18 protein-coding genes are annotated in these 18,730 nt (G+C 55.9%); 1 reads left to right on the forward strand and 17 read right to left on the reverse strand.

The window, feature by feature from the left end:
- Window positions 1-145: 145 nt before the first annotated feature.
- From HMPREF1986_RS01130 to HMPREF1986_RS01145, 3 genes are all read right to left on the reverse strand, one after another.
- A complete protein-coding gene (locus HMPREF1986_RS01130; protein ID WP_021772875.1) occupies window positions 146-1,495 on the reverse strand; it encodes a hemolysin family protein in 1,350 nt (449 codons plus the stop codon).
- A 396-nt stretch (window positions 1,496-1,891) separates the two neighbouring features.
- Entirely contained in the window at window positions 1,892-2,449 is a 558-nt protein-coding gene (locus HMPREF1986_RS01140) for a DUF3841 domain-containing protein (RefSeq protein ID WP_021772877.1), read from the reverse strand.
- The gene (locus HMPREF1986_RS01145; RefSeq protein WP_036598718.1) at window positions 2,418-3,038 is read right to left on the reverse strand and encodes a DUF3841 domain-containing protein; all 621 of its coding nucleotides are present in this window, start codon (window positions 3,036-3,038) and stop codon (window positions 2,418-2,420) included. Before HMPREF1986_RS01145 ends, HMPREF1986_RS01140 begins: the two co-directional genes overlap by 32 nt.
- A gap of 388 nt (window positions 3,039-3,426) precedes the next feature.
- Between HMPREF1986_RS01145 and HMPREF1986_RS01150 the strand changes: the two genes are divergently transcribed.
- Window positions 3,427-4,041 carry a TetR/AcrR family transcriptional regulator gene (locus HMPREF1986_RS01150; protein ID WP_207636974.1) on the forward strand — a complete coding sequence of 205 codons (615 nt, stop codon included), beginning with the start codon at window positions 3,427-3,429 and terminating at the stop codon, window positions 4,039-4,041.
- Window positions 4,042-4,133: 92 nt separating this feature from the next.
- Here HMPREF1986_RS01150 and HMPREF1986_RS01155 read toward each other — a convergent pair whose 3' ends face one another.
- The 14 genes from HMPREF1986_RS01155 to HMPREF1986_RS01220 form a co-directional block, all read right to left on the reverse strand.
- The gene (locus tag HMPREF1986_RS01155; RefSeq protein ID WP_021772879.1) at window positions 4,134-5,657 is read right to left on the reverse strand and encodes a BCCT family transporter; all 1,524 of its coding nucleotides are present in this window, start codon (window positions 5,655-5,657) and stop codon (window positions 4,134-4,136) included.
- Window positions 5,658-5,763: 106 nt separating this feature from the next.
- Complete coding sequence (locus tag HMPREF1986_RS01165) at window positions 5,764-7,065, reverse strand: glycine/betaine/sarcosine/D-proline family reductase selenoprotein B (protein WP_081688407.1); 1,302 nt, start codon at window positions 7,063-7,065, stop codon at window positions 5,764-5,766.
- Window positions 7,066-7,082: 17 nt separating this feature from the next.
- Window positions 7,083-8,408 carry a glycine/sarcosine/betaine reductase component B subunit gene (locus HMPREF1986_RS01170; protein ID WP_021772881.1) on the reverse strand — a complete coding sequence of 442 codons (1,326 nt, stop codon included), beginning with the start codon at window positions 8,406-8,408 and terminating at the stop codon, window positions 7,083-7,085.
- 240 nt (window positions 8,409-8,648) lie between these two features.
- Window positions 8,649-8,819 (reverse strand): hypothetical protein, encoded by a 171-nt coding sequence (locus tag HMPREF1986_RS13060; protein ID WP_021772882.1) that lies wholly within the window; start codon window positions 8,817-8,819, stop codon window positions 8,649-8,651.
- Between the two features lie 33 nt (window positions 8,820-8,852).
- Window positions 8,853-9,725: a sugar phosphate isomerase/epimerase family protein gene (locus tag HMPREF1986_RS01175; protein WP_021772883.1), complete on the reverse strand. Its 873-nt coding sequence runs from the start codon at window positions 9,723-9,725 to the stop codon at window positions 8,853-8,855.
- The gene (locus HMPREF1986_RS12445; protein WP_021772884.1) at window positions 9,722-10,699 is read right to left on the reverse strand and encodes an AraC family transcriptional regulator; all 978 of its coding nucleotides are present in this window, start codon (window positions 10,697-10,699) and stop codon (window positions 9,722-9,724) included. Before HMPREF1986_RS12445 ends, HMPREF1986_RS01175 begins: the two co-directional genes overlap by 4 nt.
- Window positions 10,653-11,399 (reverse strand): metal-dependent transcriptional regulator, encoded by a 747-nt coding sequence (locus HMPREF1986_RS01185; protein ID WP_196806086.1) that lies wholly within the window; start codon window positions 11,397-11,399, stop codon window positions 10,653-10,655. Before HMPREF1986_RS01185 ends, HMPREF1986_RS12445 begins: the two co-directional genes overlap by 47 nt.
- A 66-nt stretch (window positions 11,400-11,465) precedes the next feature.
- Window positions 11,466-12,542, reverse strand: a complete 1,077-nt coding sequence (locus HMPREF1986_RS01190; RefSeq protein WP_021772886.1) for a metal ABC transporter permease — start codon at window positions 12,540-12,542, stop codon at window positions 11,466-11,468.
- Window positions 12,535-13,416 (reverse strand): metal ABC transporter permease, encoded by an 882-nt coding sequence (locus HMPREF1986_RS01195; RefSeq protein ID WP_021772887.1) that lies wholly within the window; start codon window positions 13,414-13,416, stop codon window positions 12,535-12,537. Before HMPREF1986_RS01195 ends, HMPREF1986_RS01190 begins: the two co-directional genes overlap by 8 nt.
- A complete protein-coding gene (locus tag HMPREF1986_RS01200) occupies window positions 13,413-14,216 on the reverse strand; it encodes a metal ABC transporter ATP-binding protein (protein ID WP_021772888.1) in 804 nt (267 codons plus the stop codon). Before HMPREF1986_RS01200 ends, HMPREF1986_RS01195 begins: the two co-directional genes overlap by 4 nt.
- A 63-nt stretch (window positions 14,217-14,279) precedes the next feature.
- The gene (locus HMPREF1986_RS01205; protein ID WP_021772889.1) at window positions 14,280-15,302 is read right to left on the reverse strand and encodes a metal ABC transporter solute-binding protein, Zn/Mn family; all 1,023 of its coding nucleotides are present in this window, start codon (window positions 15,300-15,302) and stop codon (window positions 14,280-14,282) included.
- A 335-nt stretch (window positions 15,303-15,637) separates the two neighbouring features.
- Window positions 15,638-16,798 carry a glycoside hydrolase family 88/105 protein gene (locus HMPREF1986_RS01210; protein ID WP_021772891.1) on the reverse strand — a complete coding sequence of 387 codons (1,161 nt, stop codon included), beginning with the start codon at window positions 16,796-16,798 and terminating at the stop codon, window positions 15,638-15,640.
- 161 nt (window positions 16,799-16,959) lie between these two features.
- Window positions 16,960-17,817, reverse strand: coding sequence for a carbohydrate ABC transporter permease (locus tag HMPREF1986_RS01215; protein ID WP_021772892.1), 858 nt, complete (start codon window positions 17,815-17,817; stop codon window positions 16,960-16,962).
- Window position 17,818: 1 nt separating this feature from the next.
- Window positions 17,819-18,721, reverse strand: a complete 903-nt coding sequence (locus tag HMPREF1986_RS01220) for a carbohydrate ABC transporter permease (protein WP_021772893.1) — start codon at window positions 18,719-18,721, stop codon at window positions 17,819-17,821.
- Window positions 18,722-18,730 lie beyond the last annotated feature (9 nt).

Genomic DNA, 18,730 nt, shown 5'->3' on the forward strand with positions numbered 1-18,730 from the left:
CTCTGACAGAGGAAAGTCTAGCAGTTTCCCGGCGGATGTCAAGCCTTCTGAAAGCTGAGCGGGAGGCGCCTTTGCTCTCCTCTCACCGGGATTTTCTTTCCGTAAAGATCCGTAAAGACCTCCGAAAAGCAACTGGGGAGCGCGGCTAGGGAGCAGCTCCGTTCTCCTTCTGTTCCTCAGCCTTTCCCTCCTTCTCCTCAGGGCGGAGCTTTCTGACGATGGTCTTTCCGATCCTGTGGTTTTTGATATGAGCGACATCGATGGAGAGCTCCCCGGTATCGAGATGGAAGGAGCTTCCGTCGTCCGGGACCTTCCCCATGATTCCCATAATGTATCCGCCGAAGGTATCCGCGTTCTCCACCGGGAGATCCAGGCCCAGCGCTTCGTTGACATCCTCCAGGTCCGCTCCCCCGAGAATAATCCATTCATTCTCCCCGACCGCCTCGATCGGCTCCGGCTCCGGACTCTCATCCTCCTCCTGGAGATCCCCGACGAGGGCCTCGATCAGATCGTGCAGCGTGACGATGCCGGTCATCCCCCCGTATTCATCGAGGACGACGGCGTAGTACTTCCTCTCCTTCTTCATGATCTGGAAAAGGGCGGAGACCTTCATATTCTGGGAGACGAAGAAGGGGCGCTCCACCGCGTGCTGCATGACATTTCGCCGCGAGAGATCGCTCAGGCGGAAATAGTCCTTGCTGTTCAGGATGCCGATGATATCATCGTCATCCTCTCCGCAGATCGGATAGCAGGCGAAGCGGTTGTCGTGGATCGTGCGCCGCCACTGCCGGTCCGTATCTCCGATATAGAGCATCGCGACATCGGTCCGGTGCGTGCAGACCTCTGAGACCGTGAGATCGTTGAATTCAAAGACATTTTGGATGAATTCATTTTCCGAGGATTCGATCGCGCCCTTTTCCCGCCCCTCCTCGAGCATCATGAGGATATCCTCCTCCGAGATCTGATCGTCCACATCCTCCGGCTCGATCCCGATCAGGCGGAGAACCGCGTTGGTGGATGCGGTGAGGATGAAGACCAGTGGGGCAAAAAAGCGGGAGATAAAGCTCAGGATCCCCGACATGAAGAGCGCGATGCTCTCCGTGTGAACCTGCGCAAGGCGCTTTGGCACGAGCTCTCCGAACACGATCGAGAGATAGGAGAGAAGGATCGTGATGAAGACGATGACGATCGGCTTCAGGATCTGAATGTCCAGCGTCATCCCCAGGCGCTTAAGAAGAGCCACCAGAGGGAGCGCGAAGCTCTCCGAGGCGAAGGCGCTGGAGAGGAAGCCGGATAAGGTGATGGCGACCTGAATCGTGGAGAGGAAGCGGGCCGGCTCCTCTGTCAGCTTAATAAGGCGCTTTGCCCCCTTCCTGCCCTCCTCCGAAAGCTTCCGAAGCCTCGGCTCTCCCACCTGCAAAACCGCGATCTCCGCACAGGAAAAAAAGCCGTTGATCAGGATCAGGATTATCAGAAGCAGCGCTCGCCCGATCATAAAATCCCTCTCCTAAGAGCGCAGAAGGGAAGCCCCGCGATGAGCCCCATCCCGGCATCGTTTTCCTCTTCTCCCCCTATTCCTCCGCGAAAAGAAGGTATAGCCCAAGGACTATACCTCCGAAATCTCTCTTTCATCCGTTTACTGTGAGGCTCCCCGCGATTCGCGCCGCCGTCCTCATCCATGGAAGATACCCCTTTCCAGACATGGCCCCGGCATCAGGCCCGATGAACTCCTATGCCGAAGTCAGCGGCACCGAAATCCCCGGCCCTCCAAAGCTAAGAAGCAGTATAACGGAGACGGCGGACTTTGTCAAACAAAGAGGGTAAGTGCATAATCAAGTGATTTCGAGAGAGCGGATCGCTTATACCGGGCTCTCAGGGCATAAGCGCAGCATCAGAGCACAGAGTAATCCATGAGCCACTCCCTTTTGAGCTGCCAGGACGCAGCCTGCCGATAGCTTTTCCCTATCGCTTCCTCCTCCGCTTCAAACAGTCTCCTCCAGCTCTTTTGAATCTTCGCCCTTTGCAGGGGATAAAAGGCGCTTTGAAAGACGCTCTCCTCGCTCCGGATCCCCTGCCGGAGAAGCTCCCTTCGAAAGCGCTCCCTCTCCTCCTCTCCCCCAAGATAGGAGAGATTCAGGACCCGGTTCCAGTCCCGGGCATCAAAAAAGAGCAGCTCCTCCCGTGAGATTTCCAGGCGCATCAGAATCTCTCCCTCCGCCCGGAAGAGGCTCTGACTGTCGGAGAAAAGCCAGACCGGGGATTCCGCCCCCTCCGGAGCCGCTATCCGGGAGCGAAGCTCCCGGAGGAAAAAGTCATAGGCCGTTTGAAAGATCCAGGCGCTCTCCCCGTACTTCTCCATCACATAGCTTCTCTTCACCCGATAGCAGCCGGAGGAGAGAAGCTCCTCCAGCACTCTCTTATTCTGGACCGTCCAAAGCTCCCTTTTCATAGCTTCTGACCTCCCTGATCCACTCGCTCCGAAGCTCCCAGCTCGTCGCAGCGACGCCGCGCTCTGTGTCATCGGGGCGGAGCGTGAAAATCCTCTCCCAGCTTTTCTCCACCTCTCTCTTTAAGATAGGATAGAAGTTCCCCTTCTCTGTCAAAAAGAGCTCATCATCGCTCTTCAGACCGTTTTTCCGAAGCTCCGCCCGGTGCCTCTCCTCATCCTCCCGGCTGAGAGCGACATAGAAATAATTTACGACATAGCCCCAGGCCTCATAATTACAGAGCAGATAGGCCTCCGCAGGAAGCTCCACAGCGAGGATCTCGCTGCCCTCCACCGGCTGGAGCATCCTGTCCTCCGTCAGATTAAACCAGATCGGATAGGGCGCCCCTCCCGTATCCAGGATGCGGGATGCGGCCCTTGTATACCAGCGGTAGAGCCTGTCGTAGTAGCCGCTCATGTTCCCGTTCTTCTTCTCAAGGTACTCCTGCTTTACGCGGTATTTTCCGCTCCTCTCCAGCTCCCTCCGAAGCTCCGGACTCTGCCTGGTCCATAGGATCCGGCTTTTCCCCTCCTCGATCTGCATCCGGTTCATCTTCCGCTCTCCCTTCCCCTCCTTGGGACCAGCCTCGATAGCGAGCCGATCATCTCTAAGCTGAGCTTCAAGGACCGGTGTTCCGCACGCTTTTGCGGCATCACGCCCGTTACACATAACTTTCCCGATTGAATCAGCGTTTCCTTAACTTCTGCCCCATCCTTCGGAAGAATTAAGTTCCGCCTTTCCGATTTCCAGGTGGAACTTCGAATAGCAATTAACATCAAAGGCATGCAGAGTCCCGGAAGCCAAGCGGCAAGGCATGAAGCTTGTCACCCCCCGAAAAGCCTGTTATACTCTCCGGGGAGAAATTCCGGACTCATTCACATTTATTTCACGGGACAGCGCGCATATGTCTGCAAAAAACAAGGATCTGGCATGCCAAAGAATGCGGGAATTCGTCATAGCCACCAGAACTCTGATCGATGAGGAGGGAGAGGGGGCACTTTCCATCCGGAGAATCGCAGAGATCGCCGGATATCACAACTCCACCATCTTTCTCTATTTTAAGGATCTGGACGCGCTCCTCGCTCTGGTCTCCATCGGATACCTCTCGGAGTACAACAGCTCCCTGGCAAGCCTCAGCCAGAAAAGGCTCTCCGCCCTCCGCTACTTCTATGAGATCTGGGAATCCTTCTGCCTCAATGTCTTTCAGCATATCGAGCTCTCCCGCCGTTTTTTCTACGGGAAGTACCGGGACAAGCTCACGCAGTTCTTTATCCTGTATTACCATATCTTTCCGGAGGAGAGGAAGGCTTATACCGAGCTCATCGGAAAGATGTACTTCGGTCAGGATATCGCGTCCCGAAGTCTCTCCATCCTGCGCCCCCTGATCGGACGAAAGGACTGCAAGGTCACGGAGGAAAATGCGGAGATCCTCAACTCTCTGATCGTCGCCCTCCTCGATTCCATGCTCTCAAAAAGTCTTCTCCCGGAGGAAACGGACGCTTCCCGGCTCAGTGCATACTTTATGATCCGCCTTCACTTCCTGATTGACGCCTGAGATATCTCACATTTTTCCAAGGAAAGGATGACTTTCCTCCAAAACACCGATGGAAGGAGGCGGATCTTTGGAAAGCGGAGAGGAGAATCTCTTTACGAATCCTTCCCCGCATGCTCGGGATCTCCCGCCCTCTCCTTCTTTAAGGCGATCACAAGAGAGGCCATCTCCGCAAACATGACAAAGATAAAGGGGAAGGCCGCGCAGAGGGAGATGGTCTGCAGCGGCTTCAGGCCGCCGGCAAGCATCATTCCGATCGCCATTAAAGACTGTATCACGCCCCAGATCAGCATCTTTCTCTTCGGCGGGTTCATATTTCCGTCGGAGGAAAGCATGGAGAGGACAAAGGTTCCGGAATTCGCCGAGGTGATGAAGAAGGTATTCAGAAGCACGATCGAGACGATAGAGATCAGCTTCGTGAGAGGATAGTGCTGGAGGACGAGGAAAAGTCCCGTCTCCGGCGCCGCCGCGATCGCCTTCAGCGAGGCATCGTCCAAGACTCCGCTCTCCGCAAGGTGAAGACCGAGGGAGCCGAAGATCGAAAACCAGACGATGGAGGTCAGTGCCGGGACGATCGCGACGCCGAGGATAAACTCCCGTATCGTTCTCCCCCTCGAGATTCTCGCGATGAAGACTCCCACAAAGGGTGCCCAGGCGATGAACCAGGCCCAGTAGAAGATTCTCCAGTCAAAGGTCCACTGATTATCCCCGTAGCCGTTGATGAGCACGGAGTCCTTGATGAAGTCCTGGAGATAGGAGCCGACTCCTCCGACCAGATTGTTCAGAATCTCAAGCTTCGGTCCGAGGAGAAAGGCCGCGGCCATAAGTCCCACAAAGAGATAGAGATTGACATCGGAGATCGCCTTGATCCCCTTCTCAATCCCGGATGCCGCCGTCCAGATATAGATGACGGAGATCAGCACGATGATGATAATCTGTACCGTGATATTCGAGGGAAGGCCGAGGACCATGTGCAGGCCCGAGTTGATCTGCATGACGCCGAGGCCGAGGGAGGTGACGATACCGGCCACCGTCGCAAATACCGCGAGGATGTCGACCAGCGTGCCGAGCCAGCCCTCCGCCCTCTCCTCTCCGATCAGCGGAATCAATGTCGTGCTGATCATCCCCTTTTTCTTCTTCCGGAATCCGAAATACGCAAGGGCCAGTCCAATGACGGAATAATTGGCCCAGGGAGAGACTCCCCAGTGCATATAAGCCGCCTTGACGGCGAAATTTGCGGCGTCCGGAGAGGAGGGCGTAATCCCCGCCGCGGGGCGAAGATAAAAGGACAGAGGCTCCGCTACCCCCCAAAAGACCAGTCCCACTCCCATACCGCAGCCAAAGAGCATGGCAAACCAGGACAGGGTGCTGTACTCCGGTTTCTCCTGATCCTCCCCAAGACGGATATTCCCCCACTTACTGAAGGCGATAAAAACGGCGAAGAAGACAAAGGCCAGCATCGCCGCGCAGTAGAGCCAGCCGAAGTCTGTCGTAAAGAAGGTAAACATGGCGGAGGACGCGGCGGTGAAGCTCTGATTGAAGCCCACTGCCCAGATACAGATCAGCGCGCATATGATGAGCGCGATATAAAATACCAGATTATTTTTTTTCGTATTCATAAGCTGCTCCACCCAAAATCCGGGCTTTTGCAGCCCCGGGAAGCTTCGCCTCCGGGCCGCAGAAGCCCTGTAAATCGTTCTTTCCCGCCTGATATGAGATCGATCTCTATACGGAGAAGACCGTCTGCTCCGAAATATCCGTTTCGAGGGCTTCGAGAGCCGCTCTTACTCTGTGAAGACGGAGCTTCCACTGATCCTCTTTGGAGGTCGCGGGATCTCCCAGAGGATAGGGGATCGAGATCGTCGGGACGATTCGATTCGCCCCCACCGTCTTCGAGACCGGGATCAGGTTGCACATATGAACGATCGGGATGCCGGCGCGCTCAATCACCTTGACCATCGTTGCACCGCAACGAGTACAGGTTCCTCACGTACTCACCATGATGCAGGCGTCGACCTTGTCCTTTTTTAAGAGAGGAAGGATTTCCTCCGTCATCCTGGCGGCCTCCTTCTCCGTCGTGCCGGTGCCGACCGTGGAGTAGAAATAGGGATGCAGGCTTCCGTAGACTCCCTCCTTGAGAAGCTCCTTCATGGCGTCCACCGGCATGATGACATTCGGATCCGCATTGGCCGCCGCCGGGTCAAAGCCCGCGTGAACGGTCTTGAAGACGCCTCCCTCCAGCCTGTCCAGACCGGAGATGTCATACTTTCCCCAGCGGGTCGCGGAGGCGGACTGAATCCGATCCGGATTGTCTACCGGAACCACTCCTCCTGTCGTAAGAAGCGCGATCCTCGCGTGCTTTAAGTCCTTGAGAGCCGGGGCAATCGGAACCTTGTCCTGCTTCGGAACGATGAGCTCCGAGACATAAGGCTCATTATGAATTCTCGCCCGGAGCATCTTCATGAAGCGCTCCGCCGCGTTTTCCGATATGAAGACCTGATGGCGGTGTCCCGTCGGAAAATACCCCTCCTCGGCGGCCGGTCCGATCTCCTCCCCTGCGAGAATCTTGTTGGCGAGATCCGCGACCGCCTTAAGGTCCTGCTTCATCTTGGAGGCGATGTTTCCGCCCCTCAGGATCAGGACGTCCTTTCGAAACATCTCCACCCCGGGGTTCTCCCCATTCATGGAGGTGATGACCGGGACTCCGAAGCGCTCCTTTACCGCCCTGCATATCGTTCCGCAGGCGACGCCATAGCGTCCCGCATTGAAGGCCGGGCCCGCGATGAAAATGTCGAAGGAGAGAGGAGAAAGGAAATCCAGGATCCGGGAAACGGCCTCCTCTGTATGGGATCCCATGTAGTTGTCCCCGCAGATGATGGTATCCGTGACCTCACAATCCTTCAGCTCCTGCTGATAGGCCAAAGCGGGGCCGATCTGTCCCTTGTGAAGGGACGGCGCCACATCCGCCGTATCCTCACCGCCCAGCTGTCCGAAGAATTGGTTGATATAGACAATGGCTTTCTTCATTGTGAGCACCCCTTTCCTTAAAAATCCATCATGGTCTTTTTCGACCACCCGACCGTCTGATCCCCGCAGAAGAAGCCGTTGTTCTCCATGATGATGGAGCCGTCCTTCCGTACAGAGGGTCCGAGCTTCTCATCTCCCTCCCAGCCGCCGGAATTTCCGTCCCTTCCGAGCGCCTCCAGCTCTCCGAGCACGGTCTTCATCGCCGGAAGCTCCACAAGCTCCGAGACATTTCCCGTGGAAACCATGGCGACAAGTTTTTCATCCAGTGTCACAAGAGGCTGAGAGGCGCCGTCTCTCCCGGTGCATTCGTTGGCGACGCCGACGACCTTGATCCCCGCGCTCTCCAGCGCCGCGATCGCGCCCACATAGTCGGCATCCGGATTTCCATAGCCCTCCTCCGTCACAAGCGCAAAGTCCGCCCCGAGCTCCGTCGCCTGCTGGACGATCATCTGGATCACCCTCTCCTTCTGATCCATGGCGACATTCAGATTCGCCATGATCACGCCGAGGAAGTTGTAGTCCCTCCCGTCCTCCTCCATCAGTCTCCGAAGGATCGGGAAATTCTGAAAGTCATAGGTCGACCACTTGGAGGAGCAGGGCATGAAGGAGCCGGAGACAATGGCGCCGTCCAGCACCTCCTGCGGGCTCATTAAAGAGGGGAGATAGTGATTCATATCCCAGCCGTAGAGGAGATCATTGTATCCCATGGCCTCCATCTGGGACTGCGGCTGCAAAACCGCCACCACAGAGGGAAGGGCATTCCTCTCCCCGCTCCGCTTCGTGATCGGAACGGTCTCATAGACCTCCCTGTCCTCCGGGCTGAGCTCTCTGACGCAGCTTCCGATGTATTCCGCGAGCCTGTGCCCGGCGCGGCGGAGCGCATCGTTCTTCTTCTGCTGCTCATACCTCTCAAATTCTTCATTCGTATCCGCCACCAGTACGAGGTTCTTGAGCTCTCCGAAATAAGTAAACTTCTGCCCCGGTCCGCTCATATCGATGAGCCCGTCCTGAAAGCCCCCCCAGTGCCTCCCGACCACCAGGACACTGCAGTTTTTCAGGGCGTGGAGCGTCCCATTTCCCGACTGGCGGAGCGGGCTTGTGTAGCCCGGGAAAAGTCCTTTTCCGTCCGTGCGGGTCCTCGGCTCGATCGCCTCCTTTACGGGACAGAGGCGGATCTCGTCCCCGGGCTTTGCGATGTAGAGCTCTGCCTCCGTGATCCTCCCGTCCTCCAGCACCCGCTTCAGCGCCTCTTCCTTGTTCACGCTGAGGATTCCGCCGCGGAAGCTCAGCTCGTCCCCAAAGACGATGTCCTTCACATAGAAATTTCCGATTTCCAGTTTCATACCGCTCTTCTTCTCCTTTCCTGTTCATGGGACGAATTCAGTCCGTTTGGGGTTGAATTTGTGATTTTTTCACAAACAGTTTTTTAATAAGCGCGCTTATGTATCTATATAAATACTATAATCGCGCTTATTCGAAAAAGTCAATATAAATGCATAATATATTTTAAAATGCTATAAGCAGAAAGACCCCGGGCTCTGCCAAACGGCAGAATCCGGGGTCCTCGTCCCTTTTCTCTCCTCTTATTCTCTCTTCTTAATTCTCTTTCTTCCTATTCTCTCTCTTTTTCTCTCTCTTTCTTCCTGTTCTCTCTCTTCTTGTCTCAGGCTTTTCCTCAAGCTTTTTCTTATCCTCTTCTCTTCATCCTCTTTTCTCAGGAGATGCCGCCGCTTTTCCCTCCCTTCTCCGGGCAAAGCGGGAGATTCCCGGAGCCTTCGGCGCTGTTCTTATTTTGTCCTGTCGGCCCGGTATCTTTGGTACTGCTCCTCCAGATAGTCACAGTCCTCCCGGAAGCTCTCCGGGCTCGAATTCTCCAAAATTCCGACGATGCAGGGCTTTTTCAGGGAGAGCTGCCTCATGAGCTCCTCGTAGCAGAATACCCCCTTCCCGGGACGGCAGAAGGTCTGCTCTCTCCCTTCCGTAAAGTTCCCGTCCTTTAGGTGGATCACGGAAATCCGGCTCCCGAAGCGCTCAAAGCACTCCCGGATGATTCGATTCTGCTCTTCGGGCTTTCCCTTGCTCTCCGGCGTAATGAGATTAACCCCGTCCAGGATGATATCAAAATTCGGAGAATCAATGTCCCGGAGGAAGCGCTCGATCTTCTGAGGATTTGAGAGCGTATGATTATAGACCCCCTCGATGCCGACCCGGACGCCGAGCTTCTCCGCCGCCTGCCTTATCCTTAAAAAGCTGTCCAGCATCGTCTCATAGCAGCGCTCTGTCTCCGTCTCCTCCGTCACACGAAAGTCCTCCGAGAAGCGCCCCGTCTCCGTCCCGACGAGGTCCGCTCCGATCCCCTTCGCATATTTCAGCATCTCGATAAAGCGTTCCAGCTCCGAAAACCTCTTCTCCTCATTGGGATTTGCCGGGTTGATATAAGAGCCGAGTACGGAGACATGGAGCCCGCGGGCCGCAAGCTCTGAGCGGATCCGATCGCACAGGCCGTCGGAAAAGTGTCCGAAGCCTGTGTCCGGCTCCGAGAAGCTCTTCCCCATGGCGAGCTGAAGATAACGGATTCCCAGGGACGCGGCACCGTCAAATACCTTCTCCATCCCGCTCTTTCCGCAGATATCGTGCGCCCTCATCCCGTATTGAATCATTTCTGCACCTCTCCTCTCCGGTACTGTGCGGGAGACTGCCCGCTCAGGGAGCGGAAGACCCGCTCAAAGTAAGTGATATTCCCAAAGCCCGTGCTCTCCGAGATCTCCGTAATTCTCATCCTGCTGCCCTTCAGAAGCTCCTGCGCCTTTCTCACCCGGACAAAGTTCAGATATTCAACGACCGAGAAGCCCGTGACCTTCCGAAAGATCCTGCTCAGATAGGAACGGCTCATATAAAAATGCGCGGCGATCTCCTGAAGCTCCTGCTTCTCCGCGCTGTGGTTTTGCAGATAAAGGGCGATCTCCCGGACTCTTTGATGGACACCGCTGTCCAGTCGGTCCGCGGAGGAGGCGAAGCCGGGCCCCGCCTCTCTCTCTCCGTTTCCCGTCTCTCTCCCTCCCTGGTAGCTCTCGGAAATCCCCCGGGATCTCGCCCCTGCGAAGATCCCGAGAAGCTCCATGGCCTGGAGAAAGAGGAAGGGGCAGAGCTCCTCCCCCATCATCTGATCGCAGGCGCTCTTAAACTGAGCGATGATCCCGAGGATCAGCGCCCACTCCTCCCTCGAAAAGCCGCAGGCTCCGCTGTAGATCCTTCCGAACTCGTCAAAGCCCGGATAGCCGAACTGCCGGAGCAGGCCGTCAAAGGGCTCCCGCTCCAGCTGCAGGATGAAGTTTCTGTGATCCGGCGGATATCCCTCCGCGAGCGAGGTTTTGTGAATCCGGTCATGGTCAATCAGCATGGCCGTCCCCGCTCTCATGCAGTAGCTCTCCGGGTCCACGAAGAAAAAGCGGGTCCCCTCGATCAGAAAGTTGAGCTCAATGCTGGAATGAAAATGGCGGCTCCGCATGACATACTCCCGGCGGCGAAGAGCCTCCGAGACCCGAAGACCCGGGATCTTTTTCTCAAATACGAGCTCCAGGCGATAGTTATGAAGCTCCCTCTCCCCCCCGCGCTCTCTTTTCTTTCCGTCCAATCCTCTTTGCCTCTTCTGCTTTTTCGGGGGAATCCGCCTGCTCTCCGAGAGTCTTCACATAAATGTGCTTTTGGGCCTTCTCACTGACGCTGACTCTCCTCCCCTCTTCCCCCACAAAAAGCCGCATTGTACCATCGTATTCCTCATAGCTCTCCGCGGAGAGAACGAGATCCAGCTTGAGTCCGAGGCGGTCCAAATAGGAGAGAAGACCCGGCTCGTCGTCCACCTTGACGATGCGGGCCCTCTCCCCTATTTTCAGAGAACCAAGCCGCAGCTCCTCCTCTTCCTCCCGCTCCTCACCCCGCAGGTTGATGTAGATCGGGGCGCCGTGCGGGCAGTGCGTCGGGTAATTCAGAAAGGCATTGAGGCGCTTCATCATCTCCCCGTCCGTGATATGCTCCAAAAGGTCCGCCTGTCTGTGGACATCCTTCCAGTTATACTTCAGGCAGTCCTGCAAAAAGGTCTCCCAGAGTCTGTGCTTACTCAGGATCAGTCTCGCAAGCTGCTCTCCCTCGGCACTCAGGCTGATAAAGCGCCCGCGGATCTTGAGGATTCCGTCCTCCGCCAGCTTTTTGAGCATCTCCGAGACGGATGCGCGCGCGATGCCCAGATACTCCGAAATTCTGTGATTGCTGGCGCTTCCCTCCCGCTCTATGATCTTGAAAATCGCCGTCAGATAGTCCTCCCTGTTGTTCGTCATCCCCATCTCTTTCCCGGCCGCGGAAAAGAGGAGATCCTCACAGCTTCCCTCCGTCTTCTTCTCCGCTCAGGCCGTCATTGCAAGCAGCAGCCTCTCCCTTCCCTCCTCCGTCAATTTATATATTTTATCACAGGGGTCCGCGAAAACCCACTTCATTTTCATAAGTCTCCCGATATAGCGCTCCGTCTCCCTCCTGCTCCAGTTCACATGGCGGAAGAGACTTTCAAATCCGGTCTCCTCCCGATCCCCTCTGTGCCGGTAGAGATGCAAAAGCAGAAGCTCCTCCTTGAAACGCTCTCTCTGCTGCTTTCTCCTTCTCATTCCCCTCAGTATCCCCCCGCGGGAGAAAAGGGAGAGAAGGAGGACAGAGAGCATTCCGACGAAGCTGCACATCCCGGAAATGGAGACATTCCATCGGAAGGCAATGAGGCAGCCGATGAGGCAGTTCAGAGCTCCGAGCAGGAGGGTGAGGAGAATCATCTGCCATAGACTCCGGCTAAGGAGAGAGGCCGCTGCCGCGGGTGCCGCGAAAAAGGAAATCACCAGAATCGCCCCCACGCTGTTGAAGGCCGTCACGCAGCAAAAAGAGCAAAGGATCATGAGGGCGTAGAAGATGCGCTTTACGGGGATGCCGAGGAGAAAGGCATAGGATGGGTCAAAGGTAGAGATCTTCAGCGGCTCATAGAAGAGAATCACAAAGGAGAGGTTCAGAAGAAAGAGAAGGAACATCTCGACGAGAGACCTGGGGAGACCGAAGAGACGCACAAAGGGGGCAAAGAGCGGATCTCCCATCAGAACGATCTCTATGTCCAGATGGACATTTCGAAAAAAGCGCGTGATCAAAAGGACCCCGAGAGAGAAGAACATCGGAAATACAAGCCCCAGCGCATCATCCCTCTTTACGAGTCCCTTCCCGGACAAAAGCTCTACGGCGAGCACCGTGAGGAGTCCGAAGAGAGCCGCCCCCAACGTGAGAAGGACCGAGTCCAGGCTCCGCACCAAAAAGAAGGCGAGGACGATGCCGAGAAGGACAGAATGGGAAAGCGCGTCCGCTGTCATGGAGAGCCTGCGAAGCACCAGGAAGGGCCCCAGCAGGCCGCAGGCCATCGCCGTCATCAGGAGTACAAAAAGGACCTCAGTCATTTTCTTTTCCTCTCTTCCGAAGCATGCGGGGCAAAAGCCCATAGCGTCCAAAAATCATGGAGAGCAGCGTGACAGAGCCCATGCACAGGATAATCATCGGTCCGGTGGAGAGCCCCCGGTATGCCGTGCTGAGAAATGTCCCGAAAAGGGCACTGAGGATCCCGGTCAGAGCGGAAAGCAGGAGGATGGGCCCGAGACTGCGGCTGTGCTGATTCGCGCAGATGCAGGGGATCAGGAGGAAGGAGGAGATCAATACCGCCCCGACGCTCTTCAGCCCGACCGATATCAGGACGATCATCATAAAGAGGAGCGCGGCTGTCCCGAGCGCCTCCGGGATCCCGATCGCCTTCGCGTAGCCCCTGTCAAAGATGCTGATCAGAAGGATTCTCCGAAAGAGAAAGAGGAGGGACAGCACGAGAGCCCCGCTGCAGAAGATCAGCGCCGCATCCCTCTTCATCAAAAAGGCGGCGGAGCCGAAGATATAATTTTTGAGCCCTGCCTGCGAGGCATCGGCATAGGCAGGATTTCCCTGCGTATAGGTCTTAAGGACCATGCCAAGCCCGAACATTCCCGTGAGGACCAGGGCGAGCGCCGAGTCAAAGTCGATCCCCCCTCCGTCCCTCAGACTGTGGATCAGAAAATAGGCCATGCCGCCGGACAGCGCCGCCCCGATCGTGAGGATCAGAGGATCCCTCGTCTGAAAGCAGATAAAGGCGAGCACAACCCCCGGATAAGCGGAATGCCCGATCGCGTCCCCCACGAGGCTCTGCCCCTGATATACGCTAAAGCAGCCCACGATAGAGCCCGCCAGCGCGAGGAGCGAGGTCCCCGCGGCGACCACCCAGAAATCATAGGAAAATAATATTGATATCATATTAAGTCCTCATAGGCGCGCCGGATATTTTCCTCCGATGCGGCCTCCTCCACCGGTCCGCACGCGATGACATAGCGGCGGATCAGCACGGCATGGTCGAAGTAGCTCCGCAGGGTATTGAGGTCGTGGTGAACGCAGACGATGGTCTTCCCCTCGCTTTTCAGCTCCCTGATCTTATCGATGATGATCCTCTCGCTGCTCTTGTCGACTCCCGCGAGCGGCTCGTCCATGATCAGAAGCCCCGCCCTCTGCGCCAGTGCCCTTGCGATGAAGACCCTCTGCCTCTGCCCTCCGGAGAGCTGTGAGATCTGCCTCGAGGAGAGTGCGGAGAGGCCCATCTCCCGCATCGCATCCTCCGCGATCGCGCGCTCCGAAGCATTTGCCCGCCGAAACCAGCCGATGCTTCGGTATCTCCCCATCAGCACCACATCCCGGACGGAGATCGGAAAATCCCAGTTCACCTCAGAAAACTGCGGCACATAGGCGACCCTGTCCCGGACCTCCCGGAGCGCTTTTCCGAAGATTCTGACGCTGCCGGAGAGCGGCTTCAGAAAGCCCAGGATACATTTTAAAAGAGTGGACTTTCCGGCGCCGTTCGGACCGACGATCGCCGTGATGCTGTTCTCCTCGATTTCAAGATCAATGTCCCAGAGCACAGCCTTTTTATCGTAGGCGGCCGTGAGGTCCTCCACGTGGATGGCCGCCCCGGAGGGAGCCCTTGTCTCCTCGGAGGCGGCGCCGAGCCCGAGCGCTCTCAGTCGATCTCCCGCCTCTCCTCCGCTCTTCTTTCCTGCTGTCATTTTTATCCCCCGGCTTCTATCGAAGGAAGCCCCGCGGAAAAACGCCGCGGGGCCCCTCAGGTTCTATTCCAGATTGCTCACGATGAGGTCCACATTATGCTTTACCATATCGATATAATTATCCCCATCCTGTCCCTTTGGCGCGAGGGAGTCGCTGAAGAGCTCCTTTCCCTCTCCGCGGACCACGGATACCTCCCAGCCCTTCGCCTTACAGGACTCCCGGAGCTTCTCCATGCGGGCGGGGTCTGTCGTAGACTCCGCAAAGATGGCTTTGATCTTATGTGAGACGATGAAGTCCGCCGTCTCCGCCATATCGCTGGTCGAAAGCTCCGCATCCGTACTGACACCCTGTGGCGCCTTCACCTCGATGCCGTAGCTTCTGGAAAAATAATTAAAGGCGTCATGCGGTGTAACCAGGATGCGGCTCCCCTCCGGGATCTTTTCGATCTGTTCCGCGCAGTAGCTCTTGAGGCTGTCCAGCTGATCGAGGTAGGCCGCGCAGTTCTTCTCGATCTCCTGCTTGTGCTCCGGCAGCTTCTCCTCCAGGGAAGAGGCCGCTTTTTTCACCGCCTCCTGGTAGAGCGCCGTGTCAAACCAGAAGTGGGGATCCGTCACCTCTCCCCCTCCCTCCTCCATCGTGATGAGGTCCTCCTTCTTAAAATCCGCTGTGACGGGGACCCCGTGCACCGCTTCCAAAAGCTCTGTCATCTTTCCCTCAAAGTGGAGTCCGTGGTAGAGCACAAGCTCCGCGTTTTTAAATTTCTCATGATCCTCCGGCTTCGCCTCGTAGGTGTGGGGATCCTCCCCCGCCGGGATCACCAGTGTGATATCCGTGAAGTCCCCGGCAAGAACGGAGGCCATATCCTGGAGAAAGCTCGTAGTGACCGTCAGCTTGAGCTTCTTCTCCGTCCCGCTCTTCCCCTCTTCCTTTTCCGCCCCGGCGCTCTCTGAAGGAAGATCGCTCTCCTTCTGCTCGGCCCGGCTGCTCTCCTTCATCTTCTCCGCCGTGCTCCCGCAGCCGGCCCCGATGCATCCGACCAAAATCAGACTGAGCAGCTTCCCGAAAATTTTCTTTTTATAATCCATGTGTACCTCCGAGTATTTGTTAGGTTATCCTTACAAAATATATTACAGCGCTTTCACTAATTGCGCAAGGGGAACTTTCTCTTTTTTTTCTGCTGCTTTCTGTCCTGTGAGAAAATCTCCCCGGCGCTTCGCCATCTGCCCCTTCAAAGGGGCTTATCGACTCGAAAGACGGCAGTCGCAGCGAGAGTGTTTTCCAGCAGATCGCAAAGGAAACTGCGGGGCAGAGGCTTCCCCGCAGTTTCAATGCCTCCGGATATACAAAAAGCTGCCGTATCTCTACAGCAGCCTTCGCATATTGCCCTTTGTGATACCGCAGCTTCCGGTATGGATTTTATTTAAGAGAGGAGCTCCGATCCGGCGAGGAGAAAGGGGCCGATCCCCTTTGCGTCATTTTCCACGACTGCCTCGGAGAGATAGTAGCGGACAGAGCCGTCTCTTCTCTCCTTCCCGCCAAGCCCCGCGACGAGGCAGATATTTTTAAGCCGAAGCTCTCCTCCTTCGTCACAGGAAAAGAAATTGTCATAGATTCCGGAGAAGATGCTCTCTCCGAAGGACCGGTATTTCTCCGGGAGAAAGGAGAGACGAACCGCCTTTAAAACAGCCGCAGAAATCAGGGCGCTCCCGGAGCTTTCGATATAATTCCCCTTAAGTTCGGGAAGCTTCGGAAGCTGATAGAAGCAGCCGCTCCAGGGGTCCTGCCATGGCATGAGGCTTTCGATCAGCTCCCGGAGCATCCCGGAAAGCTCCTCTTTTTCGGCCTGGAAATCCGAAAAAACTTTCATCAATCCCAGAAGGTCAGAGAGCGCGAGCGCAAACCAGCCGATGGCCCTGAGCCAGACATTCGGACTCCTTCCGCTCTCGGGATCCGCCCAGAAGGCCTTCCTTGAGGCGTCGTAGCCGTGGACATAAAGACCGCTTTCCTCCTCCCGCATCCTCTTTTTTACGATCCGAAGCTGGGATACGATGTCATAAAGGCCGGAGAAATCGCCGGGATGAAAGCGAAGCTCATACTCCAGATAGAAGGGAAGCGCCATATAGATCCCGTCCAGCCAGACCTGCTCTTGGTAAATCTTCTTGTGCCAGAAGCTTCCCTCCTCCGTCCTCGGCTGCGTCTCCAGCTGCCCGCGGAGAAGTCGAAGTGCCTCCCGGTATTTCTCCTTCCCCGTCCTTTCGAAAAGGAGGAAGAGATTTCTCCCGGGGTTTAAGTCATCCAGCCGATACTCCTCCCTCCTGTAGCTCGGAATCTCTCCCCCCTCCGAAATAAAATGCGAGACGAAGCGCTCGGAAAAGTCAAAGAGCCCTTCTTCCCGGATGAGCTCCGAAAAGCGGAGCATCCCGGAAATCATGCAGCCGTCGATATAATTCCAGCGGTTTCCGCTCCCCTTTCGGATAAGCTCCTGATTCCAGGCGGGGTGCTCCGCATCCGACTGCGAAGCCAGGCGGAGAAGATAAGACCGAATCTGCTGCCGAAGCTTCTCCTTTACTCCCTCCTCCATCTCTCCTCCTCTCTTCGCCTTTTGATGTGAAGCCGATCCTCCTCCGTCCTCTTCGAATCGAATTCGAAAAGGCAGATCCTATAGGCACTGCTTTCCCTTTTACTTTTTATCAGGAAAAGCTTTGCCCAAGGCAGTAAATCAAGGACTTCGCCGGTCTTTCTCTAGCCCTTGACGGAGCCAGCCGTCACGCCGTCGATAAACTGGTCCTGCGCGAGGAAAAAGATAATGAGCGAGGGCAGAATCGAGATCAGGGAGAGAGCCAGGATCCTGTTCCAGGAGAAGCCCGCGTCCGCATCCATCGACATCTTCACAAAGATTGCGGCGGGATAACGGCTCGGCGACGATACATAGAGGAGAGGGCCCATGAAGTCATTGTTCGACCACATGAACTGGAAGAGCGCGCAGGAGACAAGGGCGGGCTTTAAGACCGGTACGATCACGTGCCAGAGCGTCCCGAGCGGACTGCATCCGTCGATCTTTGCCGCTTCATCGAGCTCCTTTGGGACATTTCTCAGAAACTGAATCAGCATAAAGACGAAATAGGTATCCTGTGCGAAGAGAGTCGGCGCGATCATCGGAAGATAAAGCGGATGGTCGATCCAGCCCCACTTGTTAAAGAGGATGAACTGCGGCACATTCAGGACGACATTTGGCAAAAAGAGGGTAGACATCAGAAGCAGGAAGAGGAAATTCCTTCCCTTAAAGTGAAAGCGCGCAAAGCCGTAGGCCGTCACCGTGCAGGAGAGCAGAGTAAAAAGCACCTTCGGGATGACGATCTTATAGGTGTTCAGCATGGCCTGCCAGATATTGATATCTCCCCCGTAGCCGCTCATCGCATCCCGGTAGCCCTGGAAACTCGGCTGCTTCGGCAGAAGTCCGATCCCGGAAAAGATCTCCGAATTACTCTTGAAGGAAGCTCCGACCATCCAGAGCAATGGATAGAGCATCACAAAGCCCACAAGGATCAGAAGCAGATATTTGAGAAGCGTGGACAGGCCCCTCCTCCTCTCTCTCGTCATCTCAGACCTCCTCGTCGGAATAGTAGACCCAATGCTTCTGGCTCCTTTGCAGGATCAGGGTGAAGAGCAGGAGGATCAGAAACAGGACCCAGGCTTCCGCGCTCGCCATGCCCATCTCGTACTTCTTAAAGGCATTGTTGTAGATCAGAAGCGAAACCAGTGTCGTCGCTCCCCTCGGCCCGCCCTGTGTGATGATGTAGGGTCCGTTGAATTCCTGAAAGGCCTGCACCAGCTGTGTCACCAGATTGTAGAAGATGACCGGGGTGATGAGGGGAACCGTGATGCTGAAAAACTGTCTCCACTTCCCCGCTCCGTCCAGAGACGCCGCCTCATAGAGATCCGGGGAGACCGATTTCAGGGCGGCGAGGAAGATGACCATGGAGGAGCCGAACTGCCAGACCCTCAGAAGGCAGATGATGAAAAGCGCCGTCCCCTTGTTCGCAAGCCAGTTCGGCCCCTGCACGCCGAAGAAGGAGAGGAAGAGATTGATGATGCCGTTGTCCTTGAAGATCGCCTTCCAGAGCACGGAGATCGCGACAGAGCCGCCGAGGATGGACGGAATATAGTAGGCCGTCCGGAAAAGCTTCACCCCCTTCAGCTGAAAGTTCAGGATATAGGCCACAAAGAGCGCGAAGCAGAGCTTCAGCGGCACGGTCATGAAGGCATAGCGGAAGGTCGTCGCAAAGGCCGCGAGAATCTTTTTGTTCCGGAAAATTTCCTGATAATTCTGAAGCCCGATGCGGTGAATCCCCTCAAAAAGATGAAAGTCCGTGAAGCTGTAGAAGAGCGATGACAGGAAGGGATAGCCCTTGAACAGTATAAAGCCGAAGAGCCAGGGGAGAATGAAGAAAAAGCCTCTGTTCTCCCGGAAAAAATGATTGACTCTCTTTCCTCCATTCTCCATATCTTTTCC

Source organism: Oribacterium sp. oral taxon 078 str. F0263 (assembly GCF_000469565.1).
In the GTDB taxonomy this organism is placed as follows: domain Bacteria; phylum Bacillota; class Clostridia; order Lachnospirales; family Lachnospiraceae; genus Oribacterium.